We start from the raw sequence: 21,724 nt of genomic DNA, 5'->3' as shown, positions 1-21,724 counted from the left end.
TTTACACCATATAAACTATCTGTTATATTTAATGTATAACAGTTAGAACAAAAAGGAGATGCCTGTCCGTGATCATTCAGTTGGATTTACAATCGGACGTCCCGATTTACACACAACTGGTCAATCAGATTATCGAAGGAATTGCCAGCGGACGGCTTCAACTGGGCGAACCGTTGCCGTCCGTACGCAGCTTGGCTTCCGATATCGGCGTTAACCTGCACACGGTCAACAAAGCCTACACGATTCTGAAGCAGGAAGGTTATATCCAAGTCCACCGCCAAAAGGGCGTTGTCGTCGATCCGGTGGCCATGCCGCCGATTACGCCGGAATTTCGCGAGAAACAGCGGCGCGAGCTGCGTCCCATCGTGGCCGAAGCGATCTGCCGCGGGATGGAGAAGGAAGAATTGCTTCGGATCGTAGAGGAAATCCATCAAGAGATTTCTCGAAAGGAGTAGAACGATATGCACCTGCTATCTACGTTTCTCTTATTGTTGATATTTTTGCCCTTGCTGGTGTCCTTAGCCTTGATGCCTTATTTGACTCGGGAGACGGTCAGCTTTGGCGTATCCGTGAGCGAGGAGCAATACTGGAGCGAACCGGTGCGGCGGCTGCGCAGGCTGTACGCCTCCATCAGCACAACTATCTACTCGCTCCTGCTGATTGCCTGCTTCGTCAGCCTGTGGAACAAGGATGGCAATGAGCAGGGCACCCTGTTTGCTATTTATCTCGGGGCTGTCCTCGCGATCTCCACGGGACTTTATCTAACGTTTTACTTCCGGATGAAGAAACTCCGCCCGTCCCTGCCCGCGGCTCCGTCCTCTCCTGCCGTGATTGCGGTGGACACCGGGTTTCGCCGCCAAAGGCTGACGTTATCGGGCAAGTGGTTCCTGATCCACGCTGTCATCATTGTCGTAAGCGCAGCTCTGACCCTAAGCCAATACGCGTCTATCCCTGATACGGTGGCGATGAAGTTTGATTTTTCGGGTCAAGTGGTCAGCAGTGCCGCCAAATCCTACCGCGTCGTACTGTTTCCTAACGTGATGCAGGTCATCTTAACGTTGCTGTTCTGGTTTGTGAATTGGTCGATCCATCACAGCAAGCAACAGCTCCAAGCCTCCGATCCAGAGCGCTCGCTCCGTCAAAATGCCGCGTTCCGCCGGAGATGGTCCGTCTTTACGGTGACCTCGTCCTTGGCGTTGATCCTGATGTTTTCGTTCATTCAAGTCAACATGATTCGTCCCATGGATATCGGCGTCATCATGCTGGTGAGCCTGGCTGTCCCCGTATTGATTGTGTTGTTTGCCATAGTACTGAGCTTTACGACGGGTCAAGGCGGCAGCCGGATTGGGCGCGGGCGTATCCTCGGCCATGCAGGTACCGCTCCGGTTCAGGATGACCGTTACTGGAAGCTCGGAGCCATTTATTTTAATCCGCAGGACCCCACTCTATTTGTGGAGAAAAGAACGGGAATCGGCTGGACAATGAACTTCGCAAATCCGATATCGTGGCTTACCCTGCTGGGCATTCTGGTCGTTATCATCTGGTCTGCCTGGCTGGCGAAATAAAGGATACTTATTTGAATATTAAGGAGGAATCTGAAATGACGAAGCGATCCCAACTGTTCAAGCATGCCACCACTGCTGCACTCACCTTAAGTCTGGCACTTCCGCCGGCATCCGCAATGGCTTCTCAGCAAAGCGCCACCGCACTCATCCCTGTACGGGAGGCAGCCGAGGGGTTTGGCGCGCAAGTGGATTGGGTGCCGGACAACCACAGCATTATTATCACCAAGGACGGCCATAAGCTGGAGCTGACCCTTGGTTCGTCAGAAGCGTTGGTGGATGGCAAACGTGTTGTTTTGGAAGCGCCTGTACGCATCACACAAGGCCGAGCGCTGGTGGATGCCAAATGGCTGACCGGGGTGTTTGGGAAAAATGAAACCGCCGATGCGGGAGTGACGGACACCGCCGACTTGTTCCTGAACGCGTTGCTTGCCGGGAACGGTACCGAAGCGGCGAAATATGTAAGCGCCTCTGCTTCGGCTTACCTTCCGGCTCCCCTGCTGAATCAGCTCTGGGCCAATTATGAAACCCTGTTCGGTAAAGCGGTTGGCACACCAACCAAGAACGTATCGATCAATTCCATCCACCGCAACGTGACGTACGTATTTCAGACAAGTGCCGTTCCTGTGAACTTAACGCTGCGGCTGAATGCCGCTGGTGAAATCGACGATATGTATATCGCCGCTGCAGCCGAATCGGCCTACCAGAAGCCGGCCTACGAAGACCCCTCCGCTTATACCGAGCGGGAAGTCACCGTTGGGGAAGGCGCCATGGCCTTACCGGGCACCCTAACGCTGCCTGCGGGCAAAGGTCCGTTCCCTGCTGTCGTGCTGGTGCACGGCTCCGGAACTAACGACCGGGATGAGACGATTGGCGGCGGCAAGCCATTCCGTGACCTGGCGGTGGGCCTGGCTGCGCAAGGCATCGCCGTCCTGCGGTACGACAAAGTGACCTATGAGCATACCTTCAAAGTCGCCGCCGATCCAAAGTTTACGCTGAAAAAAGAGACGGTTGACGATGCCCTGAAAGCGGTGGCGTTATTGAAACAGACACCGGAAATCGATGCCTCGCGCATCTTCGTTGCGGGCCACAGCCAAGGCGGTTATGCGATGCCGCTGATCATCGCAGGCGATACCAGCGGCGACATCGCCGGGACGATTCTGCTGTCCGGGCCAAGCGGCAAGTTCGCCGATCTGTTGGCGGAGCAGCAAGCCGGGCTCGTCAGCCGCGTCAAGCAGCTGGGGTTGGACTCAGCACCGTATGAGCAGCAAGCTGCGGTGTATACGTCCATCGCTGCGATGGTTAACGACCCGCAGTATACGGTAGATCATATGCCGGAGCAATTCCCGGCCCAACCGGCTTACTGGTGGTTCGAGCAGAAGAATTACGTGCCGACCGAGCTCGCCAAACAGCAATCCGTTCCGATGCTGATCCTGCAAGGCGAGAACGATTGGCAAGTGACGATGAAGCAATTTGAAGGCTGGAAAACCGCCCTGCAAAACCGCAACGACGTCACGTTTAAGTCTTACCCGCAGGTCAACCACCTGCTGGCTAAGGTGGATGGTCTTTCGATCGGCGCCGAATACGCCCAGCCGTCCAACGTCTCCAAGGAGATCATCGACGATATCGCCGCTTGGCTTCTGGGAATCAAATAAGGCGCGTGATGCTTGCTGACTGCCACGGCGTCTAGTGAGCTCACCAATAAGGCCATAATAAAAACGCCTGCGCAAGGGTCCCTCCCTGCGCAGGCGTTTTTGCCGTGCACTGCATGCTGATCCGTGGCTGCCGCCAGGCGCGCCTACATCAGCATGCCCATCTCCCGGGCCGCCTCCATCAGGATCGGCCCGTACTCCTCCAGCCGCTGCAGCGTCAAGCGGCTGACCGGCCCCGACACGGACAGGGCGGCGGCAAGCTTCCCTGTCCGGTCAAAAATCGGCGCGGACACCGCCGACGCCCCCGGCTCCCGCTCCTCGTAGCTGGTGGCATATCCGATCCTGCGGATATCCTCCAGCTGCGCCACATAGGCCGCCTTATCGATCGTCGGCGGCCAGTCCGGGCTGTCCAGCACCGCTTGGAGCACTTCGTCGCCCGAGTAGGCGACAAGCACCTTGCTGGACGCGCCCACATACAGCGGCAGCCGCGCCCCGACCGGCGCCACCCGGCGGATGGCCTGGTTGCTCTGCACCGCCTGAATCCGTATCCGCTCGATGCCGTCGCGTAAATAGAGGCTGACCGTCTCGCCAAGGCGGTCGCGCAGCCGCTCCATCTGCGGCAGCAGCAGCACCGCGGGATCGTCGCTGTGGGACATATGGGTCGACAGCTCCCAGATCTTCAGGCCGAGTCGATACTTCTCCGTAGCAGGATCGCGGATCACATAGCCCCGATCCTCCAGCGTGGTCAACAAGCGATGAACCGTGCTTTTATGAAGGCCGATTTCGGCGGCGATCTCCGTCAGCCCCAAATCGCTTGCTTTTGTGAAGCATCCCAAAATATCCAAAGCCCGCTCAACTGCGCGCACCGTCAGCTTCCGGTCTTCCATCCGGCATCCTCCTTAGGTTTCACTATATGAAACTCGGTTACATAAATTATATGAAAGAAGCGAATTTCCGTCAATGAAACACCTTCCATTGACATTCACTGGGGATCGACTTACGATTAAATCCAGGAGAATCGTGTTATTTCGACATTTTCTTCGATTCCCAACATTAAAAGCGTTTTCTTATATGGTAAACAGTCCAAAATTTAATCATATAATCTAGTAATGGGAGGGGAAGCGTATGAGCCACACCGGTCGAAATGATCTTCCCTTGCCTCCTTCGGCGTACGTTTCCGGCGATGTTCCCACGGCGACTGCTCGGCGAATTAGCATCAAAAACATTATTATTGCCCTCTTACTATCCGTGCTGTTCTTCTTCTTCTTCTGCTTCATCTCGCTGCACGGCTATATCGCCTGGGTGCTCTCTAACCCCAAAGTAGCGCCGCTTTATTCCAATCCGAAGCTGTCTATTAACTTGGATTACCAGAACATCACCTTCCCTGCGGCTGACGGGAGCCGAATGATGCAAGGATGGTATATTCCAGCAGAAGATTCCGACAAGACGATCGTATTCAGCCATGGGTATGGGGCCAACCGAGAAGAGTATTGGATTCCGATGTATGATCTGGCCAATTTTGCCCATCGTCTGAATTTTAATGTCCTGATGTTTGATTACGGCTTTGCCGCACAAAACAGCAAGGAGGTCGCCACCGGCGGCAAAAAGGAAGCCCAACAGCTGCTCGGAGCGATTCAGGTTGCCAAGCAATTGGGCAGCCAAGAGATCATCGTCTGGGGTTTCTCCATGGGAGCCGGCACCGCGCTGCAAGCTGGTCTCAAAAATCCGGATATCGACGGCATGATTCTCGACAGTACGTTCCTGTTGGAGCCGGATACGATGTACCACAACATCCGCCAGCATATCGATCTGCCGCGCCATCCGTCGCTGGAGATCATCGGCATGCTGCTTCCAGTGCTCAACGGTACCAGCCTGCGGCAAATTCCATATAGCCAGGTCAAATCGGAGGATTATCCTTTTCCGATCCTGTTCATCCACGGTACAGAGGATGAGAAAGCGCCTTACCCGATCGCCGAGAAACTGGCGGAGAACCAAACGAACCCCACTTCCGGCGTATGGATTGTAGACGGCGCGCATCATGAGTTGATTTTCCGCGAGCATCCTAAGGAGTATCTGCGCAAGGTGTCGCTGTTCCTGGGCCAGATCAAGCTCGCAACGCAAAAAACGAATATTCAAACCGGGTCCGCATCCGAATAGCATAATCCAACCCTCCTCACCAATAAGTTAGTAGTAATGTACTTCTTATCCCCGAGGAGGTAGGCCGAATGTTGTTCGTATACGGGCCTTTTTTGCCTGTACGCATATTAGAGGAAATCCGTTTCTGGAAGCAGCAAGAAGCAGAGCATACAGAAGTGATTCAGGCGATCGTGCCCAGCCTGGAAGCCGATTATGTGAAGCTGCTGGAGGAATGGAAGCCGATTTTTGAAGGGACGGAGGCCGCCGCTGACAGGCTGCTGCAATACGCCTTGGCTACGCCCCATGCCGCTACGAGTCCAGAGGTTATCCGCCAGACGGAACGGCTTCTGCGAGCCTCGTGTCAACAGTCGCAGGAATTTATCCGCCACCTGGAATACATGCTGAAGCACAGCGCAGCCGTGAAATCGGTACCGCTGGCGCCCGTGGTGCTGCTGCACATCATCCGGGAATCCGCGTACTTCCTTGAGGTGCTTGAACGGCTAAATCGGCCGGGAGAAATCGCTGGCAGCATGGCCGCAGCGCCGCCGTATCCCGATCCGTATCACGCGGCTGGAGCGCAGCCATTCTATCGTGAAGAAGAGTCGCAGGAGCTAGCGGCCACCCCCACCTCTGAGCATCCGGAACTGACGGACGACGTGCTCCCTGCCATCACCGATGAGTTGAACAGATCCGAACCCTCTGAGGTGGTAAACCCTCCCGAAGAGCCAGACGGAATAGAAACAGCCAACATCTCCGAAGCCAGCCTTGAAGTGGAGGCTGGGCAAGAACATAACCAGGAAGAACAGGAACAGGATGAACTCAGCCTTCGCCAAGAACCAACCGCTGATGACAACACGGAAACGCCCACGGCGCGCATACCAGAACGGCCCGTCCCGATCGGCGGACATACCCTCCCTCCGCTGCCTTATCCGTACAATGCGTTGGAGCCATATATCGACGAACAGACGATGCGCATTCATCACGACAAGCATCATAAGACGTATGTGGACGATTTGAACAAAGCGGAGCTTAAGCTGCAGGACGCACGGAAATCCGGTAATTTTGATTTAGTGAAGCATTGGGAGCGGGAGCTCGCCTTTAACGGCGCAGGGCATTATCTGCATACGATTTTCTGGGACATTATGCATCCGAAGGGCGGCGGCAAACCGCAAGGCGAGCTGCTGGAGCAGATCAAACGCGATTTTGGCAGCTACGACGCGTTCCACAAGCAGTTCTCTGAAGCCGCAGCCAAAGTCGAAGGCGGCGGCTGGGCCATCCTGGTGTGGAGCCCGCGCGCTCACCGGCTGGAAATTCTCACAGCAGAGAAGCATCAGAACCTGTCGCAATGGGACGTCGTTCCACTGCTTCCGCTGGACGTTTGGGAGCATGCCTATTACCTGAAGCATCAAAACGCACGCGCCAACTACATCAAAGATTGGTGGAACGTCGTCTATTGGCCCGCCGTTACTAACCGCTACGAAGCCGCGAAAAAACTAAAATGGCAGCCGTTTTAATCGGCTGCCATTTGACGCTAAAAGACCTCTGGTTCCCGAGGCTTATCCTCGAAACCAAAGGTCTTTAATAAAGACTATTCCTTTATGAGCGAAAGGAACTCCGCCCGGGAAGCCGCATCCTTACGGAAGCTTCCGCGTACGGCCGAGGTCACGGTTTTGCTGCCGGGCTTCTTGACGCCGCGGGAGCACATGCACAGGTGCTCGCCCTCCACAACAACCATGACGCCTTTGGGTTGCAGCACTTCTTCCATGATGTCAGCAATTTGCGAAGTAATCCGCTCCTGCACCTGCAGGCGTCGGGTTACTGCTTCTACCAAACGGGCCAGCTTGCTGAGCCCGGCGATTCGACCGCTTGGAATATATCCAATATGGGCTTTGCCGAAGAAAGGCGCCATATGATGCTCGCATTGACTGTAATAGACGATGTCCTTTACAATGACAAGCTCTTCATGGTTTTCTTCGAAGGTAACTCCCAGCACATCCCGAGGATCGACTTCATACCCGGCAAAAATCTCTTCATACATCCGCGTCACCCGGGCCGGTGTTTCGATCAGCCCTTCGCGTTCCACGTCTTCCCCGATCAGCTTCAAGATTTCCCGAACATGATATTCGATTTGCTCCCGATGATCGCCTACCCGTGTATTAACGTAATCTTTCAATCCGGACATCTTCAGCGCCCCTCCTTTCATAGAGTATGGCGAAACGTTACTTTATTTTCTCTTCTTCGTCGGCCGTCCCGCCCCCGGCAATGGGCCACCTTGATTTTTCATCATCTGCTGCGCGCGCTGCATTTGCTTGCTGTTCAGGTTATACCCCATTTGCTTCGCCATTTTTTGCAGCATTTGCGGGTCGTTTTGCATTTTCGTTAACTGTCTGCGGAGATAAAAGACCCCGATCACAAAACCGCCAACCAGACCGACGATTAAAGTAATAATTGGAATAACGATATCCATGTTTCAGCCACCCCTGAATAATAATCGTGTTACCTTAGCTTGTAAGGCTTGCACACTCCAAATATCATAGCATCCAGCCTCACGTGATTCAAGGATTCACGCCAAAACTGCCTCAATAAACAACGTTGTCTCTGTGGCGAGGTCAATCTCATTCACGTCCAGCTCATCGCCGGTTCCGCGTACGATCCGAATCACCGGTCGGCCTGGTAATCCCCGGTGCTGTCGGACCACCACGCCGGTCTCCTTCGTCCCAAGACGAACCGATGTCCCGTTCGGGTACACGGAGATAATGCGCATAAACTCCACCAGCACCTCGTGATCCAACTCCTGTTCCGAGCAGGCCATCAAATGCTCGCAAGCCTCATGCGGCAGCAAGACCCGCCCGTCCTTGCTTGCACCGCTGACCAAATTATCGTACATGTTCGCAACAGCGACGATGCGTGGAAACAGATGAATTTCATCCCCGGATATCCCCCGCGGGATTCCTTTGCCGTCCAGCCGTTCATGATGTTGCAGTGCCGTATGGGCAATCAACAGATTAAATTCGCGTTTGTGGCGAAGCAGTTCATAGCCTCTCCAGGTGTGATGATGCTTCGGGTCCTTGGCGTTGGCGCCTTCCGGCAGCGGCACCGATTTGCCGATATCGTGCAGCAGCGCGCCAATCGCCAAATCCTTGAGCTGGGAGTACCCGAGCCCCAAGTTCAGTCCAATCATCGAGGAGATCAAGCTGACGTTCACCGCATGGATATATGCGGCATTGTCCGCTGTCCGAATGTCGGTGAGCTGTAACAGAACCTCTTTGTTATTCAACACGTCGGTTAACAGGGAATCCACGCTGGCGTTGATTTTGCGTGTGCTCCAATCCTTACCGGAACGAATCGCCTGCAGCGTCTCGGACATTTCCCGGAACATCGCCTGCTTGGTCGCCTCGCTGAGCACATCTTCGATTTCGATATCATCGAAGTCCGGATCTTTAATGTATAACATGGTCACACCGATCCGCTTAAGCGTGTTAATCATAAAAACCGTAAGCTGAACCCCTGCCGACAATAACACGGTCCCGTTGGCGGAATACACCGTTTTACCTAAATATTGCCCCGGTTCGATATCCTCGATACTGATGAAACGCATATTTTATGTTATCCCCCTTGCTGGATATCAGTCCCCGTTGGAAGCCTGCAGCTTCTGCTTGGCTGTCTGAAGCCGAACCCGCACTTCTTCCTCCTGCTCGGCGTCAAGCGCCCGGTCGATCGCTTCCTCGGCCTCCTTGCCGCCGATTCGGCTCAGCGCCCAAGCTGCAGTTCCTCTTAGCTCTGGCCGCGGGTCATGAAGCAGTATATCTATTAATTTCGGCACGGACGCCGAATCTTTGAAGTTGCCCAGCGCGATGACCGCGTTGCGTTGGATCGGTTTTTTGCCCCTCCAAGCTGCAGCGCTGTCACCAAAACGTTCTTTAAACTCACGGTTACTTAAGTCCAGCAAGGGGAGTAACAGCGGCTTAACCGTTTCGGGATCAGGGGCCAACTCCGGCCGATGATTCCAGGACTTGCCTTTATTTTTCGGGCAGACAATCTGGCAAGTATCACAACCATAAAGGCGGTTGCCCATCTTCACCATAAATTCCTCGTCCAGAAAGCCTTTCGTTTGCGTCAAAAAAGAAATGCACCGCTGTGCGTTTAACTCCCCGGGACCCACTAACGCTCCCGTCGGGCACGCGTCGATGCATTTGGTGCACTCACCGCAATCCTCCTCCACCGGGGTGTCGGGAGGAAACGGAATATTGGTGATCAGCTCACCGAGGTAAATCCACGAGCCCCACTTGGGGGAGATGATCGCGCAGTTTTTCCCCTTAAAGCCGATCCCTGCACGATCCGCCACCGCCCGGTCCACCAGGGCGCCGGTGTCGACCATGCTCTCGATCCGCGCTTCGGGGACGCGCTCGCGGATGAAGGCTTCCAGCTTCGCCATCGCCTCGCGAAGCACCTGATGGTAGTCCCGCCCCCAGGCGGAGCGGGCCAGAATGCCTCGCCGTTCGCCGGGCGCTGACTTCGGGGGATTCTCCATCTTCGACGGATAGGCGACCGCGATGGATATTAATGAAGCCGGCTCCGTAAGCGATAATTCCGGATACACCCGCTTGTCCAGATCCGGCTCCTCAAAGCCAGATTCATAGCCTTTATCCCGCCGGTCCTGCAAAATTGCCTTCAGCGACAAGAACGGATCCGCGCTGGCAAAGCCGATATCGTCGATCCCCAGCTCCGTTGCGGCCTCCTGTATCTCCCGCTTCAGCTGCGCCCAGCGGTTGCCTCCTTCCGGTAAACGCGTTGTGCCGGTTTCCGCCATAGACATATGTCCCCCTCCTTCCTGTTCATGTTGCCGTAAAGGCTGTCTGTTGTATTTTTAAGAAGATAAGCGTTTAATCGCTTCCCTTGCTAACTGGTCGCAATAATTGTTCAGCTCGTTGTCGCTGTGTCCCTTAACTTTGATGTATTCCACCTTGTGAATGCCCATAAGCCGCCACAGCTCCTCCCAAAGATCGCGGTTCTCGACAGGCTGGTTCTTGCTGTTCTTCCAACCGTTCTTTAGCCAGCCGCGAATCCAGTTCTGCTGAAAGCAGTTCACCACATAAGCGGAGTCGCTGTAGACCTTCACCTGACAAGGCTCCTTTAATTGACTGAGCGCGGAAATGACCGCCTGGATTTCCATGCGGTTGTTGGTGGTCATTTTTTCGCCGCCGGACAAGTCCTTCCGATGCCCATTAAACATCAGCACCGCGCCCCAGCCCCCTGGACCCGGATTCCCGGAGCACGCCCCGTCCGTATAAATCGTCACTTCCTTCACAGTTCTTCCTCCCAAACTAACGGCTTATAAACTACGGATCTTTGGAATCGGCCAAAAAACGAACTCAGCGCGGCCAACGATCCACTTCTCTTTCACGCTGCCAAAATAACGGCTGTCCTTGCTTCGTCCCGCGTGACGGTTATCCCCCATCACGAAATATTGTCCGTCCTCCAGTTTCAGCTCCGGCATGTCGCCGTCCTCGATAACCGAGTCGGTGTACGGCTCGTCCAGCGGCTGCCCGTTAAGGAGCAGTCGGCCGTCTCGCACCTCAACCGTATCCCCCGGAACCGCCACGATTCGCTTCACCAGAAACGGCTTCCGGTCCGCATCCACACTCGGATCCTTCAGCACGACGACCTCGCCGCGCTTCGGATGTTGAAACCGATACACCAATTTATCCACGAACAGCCGCTCCTGCTCTTCCAGGGTAGGCTGCATCGATTGTCCCTTCACCATGGATAAGTTAAAAACAAATACGTTTAACAGCAGCATAATGACAAAGGCAATCACGATCGTCTTCAGCATCTCCCACAGTTCTGCGGCCCATCGCGATTGCGGAGCGTCCGCTTGCGGTTCATTAGCAGAGCGTTCAGGGGCTAACGCTGCCTTGTGTTCCGAATCCATCATCGGTTCCATTGTGCACCTCATCAAAATGAAACAAACTATATAAATAGAAAAGCATATCCTTCACCCATTTGCAACGGATGGAAGATATGCTTCAACATTTCCCATTTCTGTCATGGGAAGTTTCATCAATTGGATCCCGTCAGCGTCCGGGCTGCGATGCCAAGCTTCTGGAAGGCTTCCAAAAACTTGCCTGCCCCATAGCCCATCGCCTCGTAGAGCGGCATGATCGCTTTATTATGTTCATCTCCTGCGACCATAATCCGACGGACATTCCGCTGCTGGAACCGTTGTTCCATTGCGGTTACAAGGCTGCGTCCAACGCCGCGCCGGCGGTAATCAGGATGTACGGCCATGCGGTAGATACATCCCGTGTTCTGATCGATCGTCCCGATCAATACCCCTTTGATCTCTTCCTCGACTTCTGCAACCATAATCAGCTCAGAATCCCAAGAAAGTTGTCTGGCAAACGCGCACTTGGTGTCTTCGTAGCAATCCTCCGATAAGGCCAACTGCAATAGCTCCATCACTTGATTTACATCACTCAACTGAAAGGAACGAATAAGCATGCTAAGATCTCCCTTTTCTTCACGCAAGATAGGCCGATGTAAAACATAACCCCCCTGATTTACATCAACCGAATATTTGATTCCAGACAAAAACGAGAAAAAAACAGCTTCCTTGTCCATTAAACCATAGATATCTCCAGAATACATCAATTTTCTTCTGAAAGCGCTTTAAATTAAGCGGTTACAATTATGAACTTTTACAAACGCCCCTGTCTTGACTCGATTTTATGCATATATTTTTATGCGCTGCCAATAATAGGATTGTTATGCGAGTGTTAACGGCGAGGAGGCGATGCCTTCCTTAACACTCGGATGACGAAGCGGGATTTAATTATTAACGGGAGGTAAGAACAACCATGGCACATGAATTGCCTGCTTTGCCTTACCCGGCAAATGCACTGGAACCTTATATCGATGAACAAACGATGATCATCCACCATGATCGGCACCATAACACGTATGTCACCAACTTGAACGCCGCGTTGGAAAGCGCGCCGGAACTGCAGAGCAAAAGCGTGGAGGAGCTGATCTCCAACCTGGATGCCGTTCCCGAAAGTATCCGTACGGCGGTGCGCAACAACGGCGGCGGTCATGCCAACCACAGCTTGTTCTGGAAGGTCATCGGCCCTGGCGGGGGCGGTGCGCCAACCGGTGCAGTCGCTGCCGCGATTGACAGCGATCTCGGCGGCTTCGATAAATTCAAAGAGGACTTCACCAAGGCGGCGACCACCCGTTTCGGCAGCGGCTGGGCATGGCTGGTCGTTGGCAAGGATGGCAAGCTTGCCGTCACCAGTACGCCCAACCAAGACAGCCCGCTCTTCGAAGGCTTAACGCCGATTCTTGGCCTGGACGTATGGGAGCACGCGTATTATTTGAAATATCAAAACAAACGACCGGATTACATCGCGGCGTTCTGGAACGTTATCAATTGGGACGAAGTGAACCGTCGGTATGAGGCTGCGAAAAAATAACGCTGCGTTCACGACAAACGAAGGAGGATACATCTATGGCAGAGCAAAAGCGTAAATTGTCGAATGACCCGGAGGAGCTTCTCGCCGCTAAACACGCGGAGGACGCGCATAAGCAGCAATTCACGAACTTCGCCCACAGCGTCACCGGCGGCGGGGCCACCCCCGACCTCGGCAAAGTCTCGGACGAGGAACACCGCGAACCCGACACCCAGAACCATATGAAATCTGTGGAGAACCGTATGATGTAATTGCAAAAAAAGGAAGGCGCATGAGATGCGCCTTCCTTTTTTGATGTTCGCGGGGTGCGGCGGTCTGTGGCGGGGAACGGCTGATAGCGGTAAAAAGTACCGTTATTTCCCTCATGCAGAGCGGATGCACCGTAATTAACGGTAATTTATGCCCTTATTTAGCCCGGTTACTGCCACAACAGGCGAAAATACCGAAATTAACGCCCCTTTTTACCGCTAATGGGTGCTAAATGGGGATTCCATGCAAAAATAGCGGTATGATTTACCGCTATTTTGCTAACGAGAATGTGCATTATCCCTTTGATTCAGGACTAAACCAATCTCCACTGAACGTATGGCTGTTGCCCCTCTGATTCCTGCTCGTATGCGGTTACTGCCCTGATCCCTGATTGCGTGCTGTTGCTTGCCAGCTTCTATGCTTCTTTGTTTCTTTGCTTCCTCTTCTTCCTTCGCTTCCTTCCAGTGTGCTTCTCCTCGCAGTGCGCTTCAGCGCATTAAGCGCCAAAGTACCTGTTCAGAATACGCAGGAACACGTTCGGGAACGCCAGGTTGTCCATGTCTTCCCGAGTGATCCACCGGTACTCGGCTGCGGTGTCATCGGCGGCGGCCCCGGCGTCCAAGGCCTGCGGCTGGGCCGCCGAGCCGGCGCCGCCCGCCGCGTCATACGCCGCGGCGGTCTCGGCCACGGCCGCGGGCCCTGCCCCGCGGCCGGCTGCCTCCATTGGCATCTCCGCGTCAAAACGAAACACGCGGAGATGCCAATGGATATGGCTGAACGTGTGCTCCGCGTTCAGCAACGCCCCGCCCGGCCGGGCGGGCACCCCGGCGGCGGCCAGCGCCGCCGCCAGCCGGTCCATCGCCGGGCCGTCGGGGAGGCCGGCGCCTTCGCCCGGCACGGCGTCGGCGGGGATGTGGGGCAGCTCCCACATACGTGCGAGCAGCCCCGTGTCCGGCCGCCGGCGCACGAGCACGCGGCCGGACAGCGCCCCGCTGCCCTCGACGAGGGCGGCGAGTCGATACTCCGGCCGCGGCGGCTTCGCCTTGCTCTTGACCGGCAGGCGCTCCTCTGCGCCTTCAAGCCGTCCGGCGCAACGAGCCATCACCGGGCAGATCAGGCATTGCGGTGACTTGGGCGTGCAGACGAGCGCGCCCAGTTCCATCAAAGCCTGATTAAAATCGGAGGCCCGCCCTTCCGGGATCAGCTCCGCGGCCAGCTCCTCCATAAGGGTGCGTGTCCCGGCCTTCGCGACGTCTTCCTCGATCAAGAAGTAGCGCGACAGCACCCGCATGACGTTGCCGTCCACCGCCGGTTCCGGGCGGTTAAAAGCAATGCTCAAGATCGCCCCGGTCGTATACGGGCCAACCCCCTTCAAGGCGGAGACCTCCGCCTTGGTATCCGGCACGATCCCGCCGTGCCGTTCCATCACCTGCTTGGCCGCCGCCTGCAGATTGCGGGCTCGCGAATAATAACCAAGCCCTTCCCAGCATTTCAGCACCTCTTCCTCCGGCGCCTCGGCTAAATCCCGAATCGTCGGGAAACGCTCAATAAACCGCTGAAAATACGGGATCACCGTATCCACCCGCGTCTGCTGCAGCATAATTTCCGACACCCAAATATAATACGGATCACGATGCCTGCGCCAAGGCAGGTCCCGCTTCGACCGCTCGTACCAACTCAACAGTTCTGTACTGAAAAATACCCGTGTTTCTCTATTTCCCCGCATCCTGCACTCCTTCTATTGCACGCGTTCCACCACAGCAAAGGCCGAAGCCAGCTGCCGCTCATGCGTAATACTAAGATGTATGGTATACCCGCTGCCCTCCGGTTGACCAACTCCAGACAGCCCGAGCCGCACCCAGGCCCCCGGCGTCAGCGTCACACACGGTTTCCCTTGCGCATTGGGCAAAATCTCTATATCAGTAAAGCTAAGCACCTGACCGATACCACAGCCAAACGCCTTGCTGACGGCTTCCTTTGCTGCAAACCGCCCCGCCAAAAACTCCGCCGGTCGGGCAGCTTGCCCAGGCAGCGCAAGCTCCGCCGCAGTTAAAATCCGTCGGCGCAACCGTTCGCCGATCGTCTTGTTGAGCAAGCGCTCTATGCGCTGGATTTCGACAATGTCATGTCCGATTCCGAAAATCAACAGGCAGCCCTTCTTCCTACAAAACGTAAACTTCGAACCTTACTTCTATCATTGCGCCCTGTCCTGAGCCAAGCCCATAACGGCCGCTTCCCCCATTGTAGCAGGGAACGGGAGGAGGCGCGAGTCTTCCCATCGGGAATGACCAATCACCGTCCACCCAGAAAACAAGCAACACAGCTCTCCCTTCCTCCATGCTATACTGAAGCTGCGTTATCTTCCCAACCGCAAGAATGATCAAGAAGCCAATTTTTCGGTCCGCTATACTTGAACCATAGACCGGTCTGGAGGCAGTTATGAATCAAATCAACATCATTCAAAAAAGCATCGATTATATCGAAGAACGGCTAGGCGAAGAGCTCACATTGGCTGAGGTGGCCAAGGCGATGTATTATTCCGAATATCATTTCCATCGCACATTTCAGTATGTTGTCGGCGATACGATGACGACCTACATTCGTAAGCGCAGGTTGTCCCACGCAGCCGAACTGCTGGCACATACCGACCTGAAAGTCGTCGATATTGCCCTGCGCTGCGGCTTTGGTTCTCATGAGGCCTTTACCCGGGCCTTCCGAAAAATGTACGGCATCCTGCCGACGGAATGCCGTCGCCGCGGTCGCCCGCCATACCTGGTACCCAAGGCCAATCCGCTTCGAGACTTCGTTGCTCAAATTACGTACGATTGGGGAGATTATGTCATGCAATTCCGTATTGAACAGATTCCAGCTAAACGCATTCTGGGGTTCGCAATCCAAACAACCACGGAAAATGGGCAAAATCACAAGGACATCCCAGCATTTTGGCAAAAATATATGCGTGAACAATGGGGCTCCCGCGTACCTGGCAAACTCCATCCAAATGTTGAACTCGGCGTCTGCACCGCCATCGATGAAGACGGCACGTTCCGGTATATCATCGGCTTTGAAGTCGACGAAACGGCCGAAGTTCAGGAAGGAATCACGGAGTATCGGATCCCGGCACAAACCTATGCGATCTTCACGACTCCACCTGCAGGGGAAGCCGATTTCTCCTCGTCTATTCAACAGACATGGGACGAAATCTTTACGGACTGGTTCCCAACGTCCGGCTACGAGCAAGTGGCTGCGCCTGATTTTGAATGGTATGATGAACGCTGCTGGCCGAAGGAAGGCAAACAGATCGACATTTACGTCCCGGTTCAGCCATCTGAAGCAAAGGCGTAACCCGCTGACCTGCAACATCATCATAGTAACCCGCAGCAAAAAAGAAACAACCCGGGCTCCACCCAATGGAGAACCGGGTTGTTTTATTATTCGTAACGCAGCGATTCGATGGGGTGCAGCTTGGAGGCTTTGTTTGCCGGGTACAAGCCGAAGAAAATACCCACCGCTGCCGAAAATCCAAACGCCAATAAAATGGCCCAAATCGAAATGACGAACGGCCACCCCGAGATCAAAGCGAACACCCAGGCCGCCAATAACCCGAAGAGGGCGCCAATCGTCCCCCCAATAAACGAGAGGATTATCGCTTCAATCATAAATTGAAGCATGATCGTCCCTGGCGTGGCGCCAATCGCTTTGCGGATCCCGATTTCCCGGGTCCGTTCTGTAACCGAGACCAACATGATGTTCATGACACCGATTCCCCCGACTAGCAGGGAGATCCCAGCGATCGAACCGATGATCGTTTGCAGGATAGAGAACGTGCTTTTGATCATTTGCTCCGCATCCCTTGCCGATTCCGAGACATAAGCATCCTTGCTCACGTTTTTCCGATCTGCCAGCCAAGCCTTGACCGACGCTACCGTTTCATCCATTCTTTCCGGCGATGTGGGCAGAATCTCCAGCATACTTAAACGATCACTTGACCCTTCCACATCCAGCATCGTCGTAATTGGTGCGTAAGCAGAGTAACGCTCTCCGCCAAAACCGCTCATGAGACTCTCCTGCACCTTGTACACGCCAACAATTCGGAACATCCCTCCAGATAGTTGGATTTTCCGACCGATAGCACCTTGTGGAGAACCAAATGCTTTATTGGCATACTTGGCCTCAACTACGAGGATTTTTTGACGCGCTCGTTCCTCTTGAGAATTAAAAAATCTGCCCGCCACCAAATCGATCTTTTGCATTTTAGGCGAATCCGAAGTCGTGCCCGTGATACTAAATTGCAGCTCTTCCTTCTTCAGCTTACCGGTCATTCCGTAGGAAGACGACGACGAAACATAACGGACGCCCGGAAGCTTACGAATTTCTGCCATTTCACGCTGCCGGAAATAGACATTATCCTCGGGCTCCCCGTTGCTATAGTTCGGATAGATCAGAAAATACCCATCCTCATAGTTCGACATCTCCGACATAATCGAGCTTTGTCCAGCCTGGCCAATAGACACTACCGTGACCACCGCAGCGACGCCAAAAACGATGCCAATCATCGTCAGGAAGGAACGCAGCTTGTTCATTCGGAGATTGTCCAGAGCAACAAGGATGCTCTCCCAAATGCTCATCCCCCAACACTCCCTTTACGCTTGTCGCTTAGGATCCGTCCATCCCCAAATGTGATGATCCGTTCGGCATGCTCGGCAATGTCCGGTTCGTGGGTAACGAGCACGATCGTCGTCCCTTCGGCGTGAATTTCTTTGAACAGATCCATAATCTCATAGGATGATTTCGTATCTAGGTTCCCGGTAGGCTCGTCGGCCAACAGGATCGGTGCATTCATGGTCAACGCCCGGGCAATCGCCACCCGTTGCTTCTGACCACCGGAAAGCTCGTTTGGACGATGCTTAACCCGTTCAGCCAGTCCCACCCTGCGAAGCAACTCAAGGGCCCTTTCGTTACGCTCCTCCCGGGAGATGCCGGCGTACATCATCGGCAGCGTGACGTTTTGCAGTACGGTTTGCCTGCCCAGCAAATTAAAGCTTTGGAACACGAACCCGATTTTCCGGTTCCGTACGCGTGCCAATTCCTCCTCATTCAACGACTCTACCGCTGCTCCGTCCAACTCATAGCTGCCGGAGGTCGGGACGTCCAGACATCCGATAATGTTCATCAGCGTTGATTTACCGGAGCCGGATGAGCCCATGATCGCTACGAACTCACCTTTCTCGATGTGCAGGTCAATGGGGGTCAAAGCTTGTACTTCAAGGGGGCCGTTTTTGTATACTTTGGTGATGCCTTTGAGCGTAATCATTTCATCTTCACCTTAGCGCCATCCTGCAGCTTGTCGCCGCCTTCCACTACAACCAAATCGCCTGCGGCCACCCCGGAGACCAGTTCGATTTGAGCCTCGCCCTCTTTCCCGGTTGTCACTGGCACCTTAACAGCAACACCGTCCTGAACCTTAAAGACGTAAGCCTGCTCACCGTCATATTGAACCGCATCAATTGGCACAAGAAGCCGTTCCTTATCGGGAATCTCCATCTCTACCGTGACGTTATACCCCGGGCGAAGCTCTGATGATACTTGATTCAGGCTGACCTCCATTTCCACCGACGTATCCTTGGAGGTTGGATCGGCTAAACCGGCGGTAGGCGCCAAATACGAGATACTGCCTTCATAACTATTCGAAAAAGCCTCTCCCGTAACCACCGCCTTCATCCCTTGCTCCGCTTTGCCTGCATCCAACTCATTCAGGTATGCACTTACTTTAAGCTTGCTCACATCGGCAATTGTTGCGATCTCGCTGCCTTCGGCCAGCATTTGACCTGCGTTTACCGTCAGGCTGGTAACAACGCCGTCGGCTGGGGCCAGCACCTTCTGGTTAGCAAGCTGCTTCTCCAGGGATTGAATCGTCAGCTCACTGGAACGAATGCGCAAATCATAGGTGGTAAGGTCCAACTCCTCCGGTTCGAGGTCCGGGTTTTCGAGACGCGCTTGCTTAAAGCTCTCAAAATGCTGTTTTTTGGCCGCCAGTCGTTCCGCTTCAGTCAATTGCAGATTAATCCGTTCCTTCTCCAGCTGTTCCCGTACCTGCTCCATGCTCAGCGTAAGGAGAACCTGCCCTTTCTTAACCGTATCACCCGATTTCACCTTTACCTCTTCGATCAACCCGCTTGCCGGAGCATACACGGAGGTCGTCTGTCCCGGTTCCAGCTTGCCGTTCGTGTAGATTTGCTCGACGATTTTGCCCATCTCCACGGCGGCGACCTTCACTTTAGCGGCCCGATTCAACCCGATCATATTGGCAATGACCAACGCGATGACCGCCAACCCGACGACAGCGCCCCAAAACCACTTTTTCTTCAACAAGTCCATCACCTATCCTGTTATGTATAATTCCGGACTTAAACCAGCAACAGCGATCCCAGCGATAACACGAGCCATGCTGCAATAATCCAAACAGCCACCGATTTGTAAGGCCGTTTCATCATGACGGAAGAGCCGATGATATACAGTACGAGGCCCCAAATTGAAAATGGATTCATCAAGGATAAGAACTGGTACATTGCACTGGACTTATCAGAGACAAGAGCTCCCAAGCTCAGCGAAACATCCGTAACAGACTGCACGTCCATCGTCATGATCATAATTCCCGTGATCAAGCTGCCTAACAACCCTGGCAATGCGGCATAAGCAGCGATGGAAACGAACTGCATGTATTTGCCTTCACCGCGAACGACTAAATTCAGCAGCAACAACAACAAGCCCGTCACAAAAATCGTAATAACCGGCATCACCACACCCATTACGTAAGCAGACGTCTTCGCTGTTGCCATCATCGTCGATTGCATCGAGGCATCCACTGATTGACTTTGGATCTGCCGTAGAAATTCCTTCTCGATCACCGGCATCTGCATGTAAATCACAACAACGGAAACAATGATCATTGCCGCAAGCGCAAAGAGCCAAGCGGTCTTACTCTCCCGCACCCGCCTGAACGTTTCCACCGGAGCTGTAAAAATCGTAAACACGTTTTTCATAGAAACTCCCTCCTCAAATCTCCCAACATTGTTCCATCCCATAAATATGTAAGACTAGAATCATGTTATATATACGAACAAAGTCGCAAAGAGATTCAAGTTAGGCACATTTTACAACTCATGCAAGATCTCGTGAACATCGCATTCCTAGGAATCTCACTGGGTTTCCCTGCCATTATACCCCTCTATCCCAATTCCGCCACAGTCTCAAGACCAGGATCACTGCTAGACCTAAGACCAACCCCACTCAATTTGCAAAAAAAATCAGCGTCCCATTGTGGACCTCGCGGACCTTGCTACCTTTCGTAATTAAATCTTTAAAGGAGGAGCTCCTCTTGCTACACCTCTTTACACTATTATCCCTTTGACTCAGAAATGCAGGGGCTAGGTTGGAGTCCTTCCTGCTGCTTTTTTGTATGATTATCCCTTTGGTTCAGAATAACAAGATCAAGGTAGGGATCCTCTCGTTACGCCCACTTTACGTGAATATCCCTTTAACTCAGAATTAGGGTTCCAGATAGAAGCCCTTCGTGCCACCTCTTTCCATGATTATCCCTTTAACTCAGTGTGACAAGGTCGTGATAGGGATCCTCTCGTGTGTCACTTTACGTGAATATCCCTTTAACTCAGAACGGAAGGATCGTGGAAAGAAGGGCTTTCTACCGCTTCTCTGCACAAGGCTATCCCTTTTGCTCAGAATTAGGAGTTACATGGGACGAAAAGTGATATAAGCTCCTCTGGGAGAAGATTTTTATATAGGAATTATTTTTTGGGATTTTTTTCTTGTTAACAGAACATATGTTTGGTATAATGAAAAAGAGAACATCTGTACGTATTATTAGGATGCGGAATTTGAGTTGGAGGGATCGGACATGGAGCTTGGTATGAATACGGAGCTGTTTCAAACTGTTAGCAGCCGCTTTCAAAGCGAGGCAGATTGCATTGAGGCCATCATCGCGATGAAGTGGCCAAATGGCTTCGTTTGCCCGCGTTGTGTTTATACGGAGTGCACCCGCCTGTCCACCCGGCGACTTCCTTTGTTCGAGTGTGGACGATGCGGCTATCAAGCGTCGCCTTTGGTTGGTACGATTTTTGAAAGAACCCATCTGCCTTTGGTGAAGTGGTTTCGCGCCCTCGAGTTGTTCCTGCTCCCCGATGGCATCTCAGCGCTGCGGTTGAGTCAGGTCATTAAAGTGACCTACAAGACCGCCTGGCTCATGCTGCACAAAATCCGTCATACCCTTGGCGAATGCGATGCCCGGGAACTGCTCTCTGGAGACGTGAAGGTCAACTGTGATCAATATGCGTATGATTCGTTACGCTATCATCCGGCGGCTCAGCCTTATGCCACCCCGGTTGTCGCCGGATGCACNGTNANNGANTCTGGCGAGCCGGAGCGAGTNAAGATNCAATTGATNTCNCANANAAGAGGAGANGGACAACGAGCCAACAAGCACGATGTCGCCGCNTTCATCCATAAGCATATCGATGTCCCTACCTCTACCGTTCAGTCATTNCCTTTGGCATTTCGACTGTATTTGCCTTTGCGCAAAGAAGTTAGAGCGGCGTGGAATTCGCTGAAACGTACCTATGTTGCCTTGGGGCTAACCCAT

Annotated in this window: 22 protein-coding genes and 1 pseudogene; 9 read left to right on the top strand and 14 right to left on the bottom strand. The window is 53.6% G+C overall.

The genetic code is table 11. The features are described 5' to 3' along the window. Positions 1 to 68 precede the first annotated feature (68 nt). The 3 genes from M891_RS0114970 to M891_RS0114960 are packed head-to-tail and all read left to right on the top strand — an operon-like array spanning position 69 to position 3,217. Positions 69 to 455: a GntR family transcriptional regulator gene (locus tag M891_RS0114970; protein ID WP_016313538.1), complete on the top strand. Its 387-nt coding sequence runs from the start codon at positions 69 to 71 to the stop codon at positions 453 to 455. A 6-nt stretch (positions 456 to 461) separates the two neighbouring features. Continuing rightward, positions 462 to 1,565, top strand: coding sequence for a DUF1648 domain-containing protein (locus tag M891_RS0114965; RefSeq protein WP_028539414.1), 1,104 nt, complete (start codon positions 462 to 464; stop codon positions 1,563 to 1,565). Positions 1,566 to 1,600: 35 nt separating this feature from the next. Beyond that, on the top strand, positions 1,601 to 3,217 hold the full coding sequence (locus M891_RS0114960) for an alpha/beta hydrolase family protein (protein ID WP_028539413.1): 1,617 nt from the start codon (positions 1,601 to 1,603) through the stop codon (positions 3,215 to 3,217). 143 nt (positions 3,218 to 3,360) lie between these two features. Here M891_RS0114960 and M891_RS0114955 read toward each other — a convergent pair whose 3' ends face one another. Beyond that, positions 3,361 to 4,101, bottom strand: coding sequence for an IclR family transcriptional regulator (locus tag M891_RS0114955; protein WP_028539412.1), 741 nt, complete (start codon positions 4,099 to 4,101; stop codon positions 3,361 to 3,363). Between the two features lie 238 nt (positions 4,102 to 4,339). On the opposite strand from M891_RS0114955, the gene M891_RS0114950 reads away from it, so the two are divergent. Together M891_RS0114950 and M891_RS0114945 are read left to right on the top strand one after the other, a co-directional pair. Then, positions 4,340 to 5,371, top strand: coding sequence for an alpha/beta hydrolase (locus M891_RS0114950; RefSeq protein WP_028539411.1), 1,032 nt, complete (start codon positions 4,340 to 4,342; stop codon positions 5,369 to 5,371). A 68-nt stretch (positions 5,372 to 5,439) separates the two neighbouring features. Then, entirely contained in the window at positions 5,440 to 6,864 is a 1,425-nt protein-coding gene (locus tag M891_RS0114945) for a Fe-Mn family superoxide dismutase (RefSeq protein ID WP_028539410.1), read from the top strand. Positions 6,865 to 6,938: 74 nt separating this feature from the next. On the opposite strand, the gene folE is transcribed toward M891_RS0114945, so the two are convergent. The 7 genes and pseudogenes from folE to M891_RS0114910 form a co-directional block, all read right to left on the bottom strand. Continuing rightward, positions 6,939 to 7,532 (bottom strand): GTP cyclohydrolase I FolE, encoded by a 594-nt coding sequence (folE, locus tag M891_RS0114940; RefSeq protein ID WP_028539409.1) that lies wholly within the window; start codon positions 7,530 to 7,532, stop codon positions 6,939 to 6,941. 42 nt (positions 7,533 to 7,574) lie between these two features. Continuing rightward, positions 7,575 to 7,817 (bottom strand): YneF family protein, encoded by a 243-nt coding sequence (locus M891_RS0114935; protein ID WP_016313545.1) that lies wholly within the window; start codon positions 7,815 to 7,817, stop codon positions 7,575 to 7,577. A gap of 96 nt (positions 7,818 to 7,913) precedes the next feature. Then, a complete protein-coding gene (locus M891_RS0114930) occupies positions 7,914 to 8,948 on the bottom strand; it encodes an HD-GYP domain-containing protein (RefSeq protein WP_028539408.1) in 1,035 nt (344 codons plus the stop codon). Between the two features lie 45 nt (positions 8,949 to 8,993). Then, positions 8,994 to 10,166 (bottom strand): annotated as a pseudogene (queG, locus tag M891_RS0114925) (tRNA epoxyqueuosine(34) reductase QueG); the annotation flags it as partial. Positions 10,167 to 10,217: 51 nt separating this feature from the next. Continuing rightward, positions 10,218 to 10,658 (bottom strand): ribonuclease HI, encoded by a 441-nt coding sequence (gene rnhA / locus M891_RS0114920; RefSeq protein WP_009227070.1) that lies wholly within the window; start codon positions 10,656 to 10,658, stop codon positions 10,218 to 10,220. A gap of 24 nt (positions 10,659 to 10,682) precedes the next feature. Continuing rightward, entirely contained in the window at positions 10,683 to 11,294 is a 612-nt protein-coding gene (lepB, locus tag M891_RS0114915) for a signal peptidase I (RefSeq protein WP_028539406.1), read from the bottom strand. Between the two features lie 116 nt (positions 11,295 to 11,410). Next, positions 11,411 to 11,851 carry a GNAT family N-acetyltransferase gene (locus tag M891_RS0114910; RefSeq protein WP_028539405.1) on the bottom strand — a complete coding sequence of 147 codons (441 nt, stop codon included), beginning with the start codon at positions 11,849 to 11,851 and terminating at the stop codon, positions 11,411 to 11,413. A gap of 356 nt (positions 11,852 to 12,207) precedes the next feature. Here M891_RS0114910 and M891_RS0114905 point away from each other — a divergent pair, with 356 nt between their 5' ends. Both M891_RS0114905 and M891_RS0114900 read left to right on the top strand, forming a co-directional pair. Then, on the top strand, positions 12,208 to 12,822 hold the full coding sequence (locus M891_RS0114905) for a superoxide dismutase (RefSeq protein ID WP_028539404.1): 615 nt from the start codon (positions 12,208 to 12,210) through the stop codon (positions 12,820 to 12,822). 35 nt (positions 12,823 to 12,857) lie between these two features. Then, positions 12,858 to 13,070, top strand: a complete 213-nt coding sequence (locus M891_RS0114900; RefSeq protein ID WP_028539403.1) for a hypothetical protein — start codon at positions 12,858 to 12,860, stop codon at positions 13,068 to 13,070. Positions 13,071 to 13,564: 494 nt separating this feature from the next. Here the strand turns inward: M891_RS0114900 and mutY are convergent, their stop codons facing one another. Together mutY and acpS are read right to left on the bottom strand one after the other, a co-directional pair. Continuing rightward, entirely contained in the window at positions 13,565 to 14,794 is a 1,230-nt protein-coding gene (gene mutY / locus M891_RS0114895; protein ID WP_028539402.1) for an A/G-specific adenine glycosylase, read from the bottom strand. A gap of 12 nt (positions 14,795 to 14,806) precedes the next feature. After that, positions 14,807 to 15,214, bottom strand: a complete 408-nt coding sequence (acpS, locus tag M891_RS0114890) for a holo-ACP synthase (RefSeq protein ID WP_016313554.1) — start codon at positions 15,212 to 15,214, stop codon at positions 14,807 to 14,809. A gap of 293 nt (positions 15,215 to 15,507) precedes the next feature. Between acpS and M891_RS0114885 the strand changes: the two genes are divergently transcribed. Continuing rightward, positions 15,508 to 16,413 (top strand): AraC family transcriptional regulator, encoded by a 906-nt coding sequence (locus tag M891_RS0114885; protein ID WP_036700623.1) that lies wholly within the window; start codon positions 15,508 to 15,510, stop codon positions 16,411 to 16,413. Between the two features lie 86 nt (positions 16,414 to 16,499). Here the strand turns inward: M891_RS0114885 and M891_RS0114880 are convergent, their stop codons facing one another. Genes M891_RS0114880 through M891_RS0114865 form a run of 4 tightly spaced genes read right to left on the bottom strand, consistent with a single transcriptional unit; the run spans position 16,500 to position 20,111 of the window. Then, positions 16,500 to 17,696, bottom strand: coding sequence for an ABC transporter permease (locus tag M891_RS0114880; protein WP_028539400.1), 1,197 nt, complete (start codon positions 17,694 to 17,696; stop codon positions 16,500 to 16,502). Further along, complete coding sequence (locus M891_RS0114875) at positions 17,693 to 18,382, bottom strand: ABC transporter ATP-binding protein (protein WP_028539399.1); 690 nt, start codon at positions 18,380 to 18,382, stop codon at positions 17,693 to 17,695. Before M891_RS0114875 ends, M891_RS0114880 begins: the two co-directional genes overlap by 4 nt. Beyond that, complete coding sequence (locus M891_RS0114870; protein WP_232228353.1) at positions 18,379 to 19,446, bottom strand: efflux RND transporter periplasmic adaptor subunit; 1,068 nt, start codon at positions 19,444 to 19,446, stop codon at positions 18,379 to 18,381. The genes M891_RS0114875 and M891_RS0114870 overlap by 4 nt, the downstream gene beginning before the upstream one ends. A gap of 29 nt (positions 19,447 to 19,475) precedes the next feature. Next, a complete protein-coding gene (locus M891_RS0114865) occupies positions 19,476 to 20,111 on the bottom strand; it encodes a YIP1 family protein (protein WP_232228352.1) in 636 nt (211 codons plus the stop codon). Positions 20,112 to 20,983: 872 nt separating this feature from the next. Between M891_RS0114865 and M891_RS24690 the strand changes: the two genes are divergently transcribed. Further along, a partial coding sequence (locus tag M891_RS24690) for a transposase (RefSeq protein WP_051417031.1) occupies positions 20,984 to 21,724 on the top strand: 741 nt, incomplete at its 3' end.

Source organism: Paenibacillus sp. J14, from assembly GCF_000518465.1.
GTDB lineage: Bacteria > Bacillota > Bacilli > Paenibacillales > Paenibacillaceae > Fontibacillus > Fontibacillus barengoltzii.
Note: the sequence above shows the minus strand (reverse complement) of the source record. Positions and strands in the feature narration are given on the sequence as shown.

Coding starts and splice junctions, on each gene's coding strand:
- M891_RS0114865 (WP_232228352.1), bottom strand. CDS start 20,111: ATGAAAAACGTGTTTACGATTTTTACAGCTCCGGTGGAAACGTTCAGG.
- lepB (WP_028539406.1), bottom strand. CDS start 11,294: ATGGAACCGATGATGGATTCGGAACACAAGGCAGCGTTAGCCCCTGAA.
- M891_RS0114870 (WP_232228353.1), bottom strand. CDS start 19,446: ATGGACTTGTTGAAGAAAAAGTGGTTTTGGGGCGCTGTCGTCGGGTTG.
- M891_RS0114905 (WP_028539404.1), top strand. CDS start 12,208: ATGGCACATGAATTGCCTGCTTTGCCTTACCCGGCAAATGCACTGGAA.
- M891_RS0114950 (WP_028539411.1), top strand. CDS start 4,340: ATGAGCCACACCGGTCGAAATGATCTTCCCTTGCCTCCTTCGGCGTAC.
- M891_RS0114935 (WP_016313545.1), bottom strand. CDS start 7,817: ATGGATATCGTTATTCCAATTATTACTTTAATCGTCGGTCTGGTTGGC.
- M891_RS0114885 (WP_036700623.1), top strand. CDS start 15,508: ATGAATCAAATCAACATCATTCAAAAAAGCATCGATTATATCGAAGAA.
- M891_RS0114955 (WP_028539412.1), bottom strand. CDS start 4,101: ATGGAAGACCGGAAGCTGACGGTGCGCGCAGTTGAGCGGGCTTTGGAT.
- M891_RS0114910 (WP_028539405.1), bottom strand. CDS start 11,851: ATGCTTATTCGTTCCTTTCAGTTGAGTGATGTAAATCAAGTGATGGAG.
- folE (WP_028539409.1), bottom strand. CDS start 7,532: ATGTCCGGATTGAAAGATTACGTTAATACACGGGTAGGCGATCATCGG.
- M891_RS0114930 (WP_028539408.1), bottom strand. CDS start 8,948: ATGCGTTTCATCAGTATCGAGGATATCGAACCGGGGCAATATTTAGGT.
- M891_RS0114880 (WP_028539400.1), bottom strand. CDS start 17,696: ATGAGCATTTGGGAGAGCATCCTTGTTGCTCTGGACAATCTCCGAATG.
- M891_RS0114965 (WP_028539414.1), top strand. CDS start 462: ATGCACCTGCTATCTACGTTTCTCTTATTGTTGATATTTTTGCCCTTG.
- M891_RS0114875 (WP_028539399.1), bottom strand. CDS start 18,382: ATGATTACGCTCAAAGGCATCACCAAAGTATACAAAAACGGCCCCCTT.
- M891_RS0114960 (WP_028539413.1), top strand. CDS start 1,601: ATGACGAAGCGATCCCAACTGTTCAAGCATGCCACCACTGCTGCACTC.
- mutY (WP_028539402.1), bottom strand. CDS start 14,794: ATGCGGGGAAATAGAGAAACACGGGTATTTTTCAGTACAGAACTGTTG.
- M891_RS0114900 (WP_028539403.1), top strand. CDS start 12,858: ATGGCAGAGCAAAAGCGTAAATTGTCGAATGACCCGGAGGAGCTTCTC.
- M891_RS0114945 (WP_028539410.1), top strand. CDS start 5,440: ATGTTGTTCGTATACGGGCCTTTTTTGCCTGTACGCATATTAGAGGAA.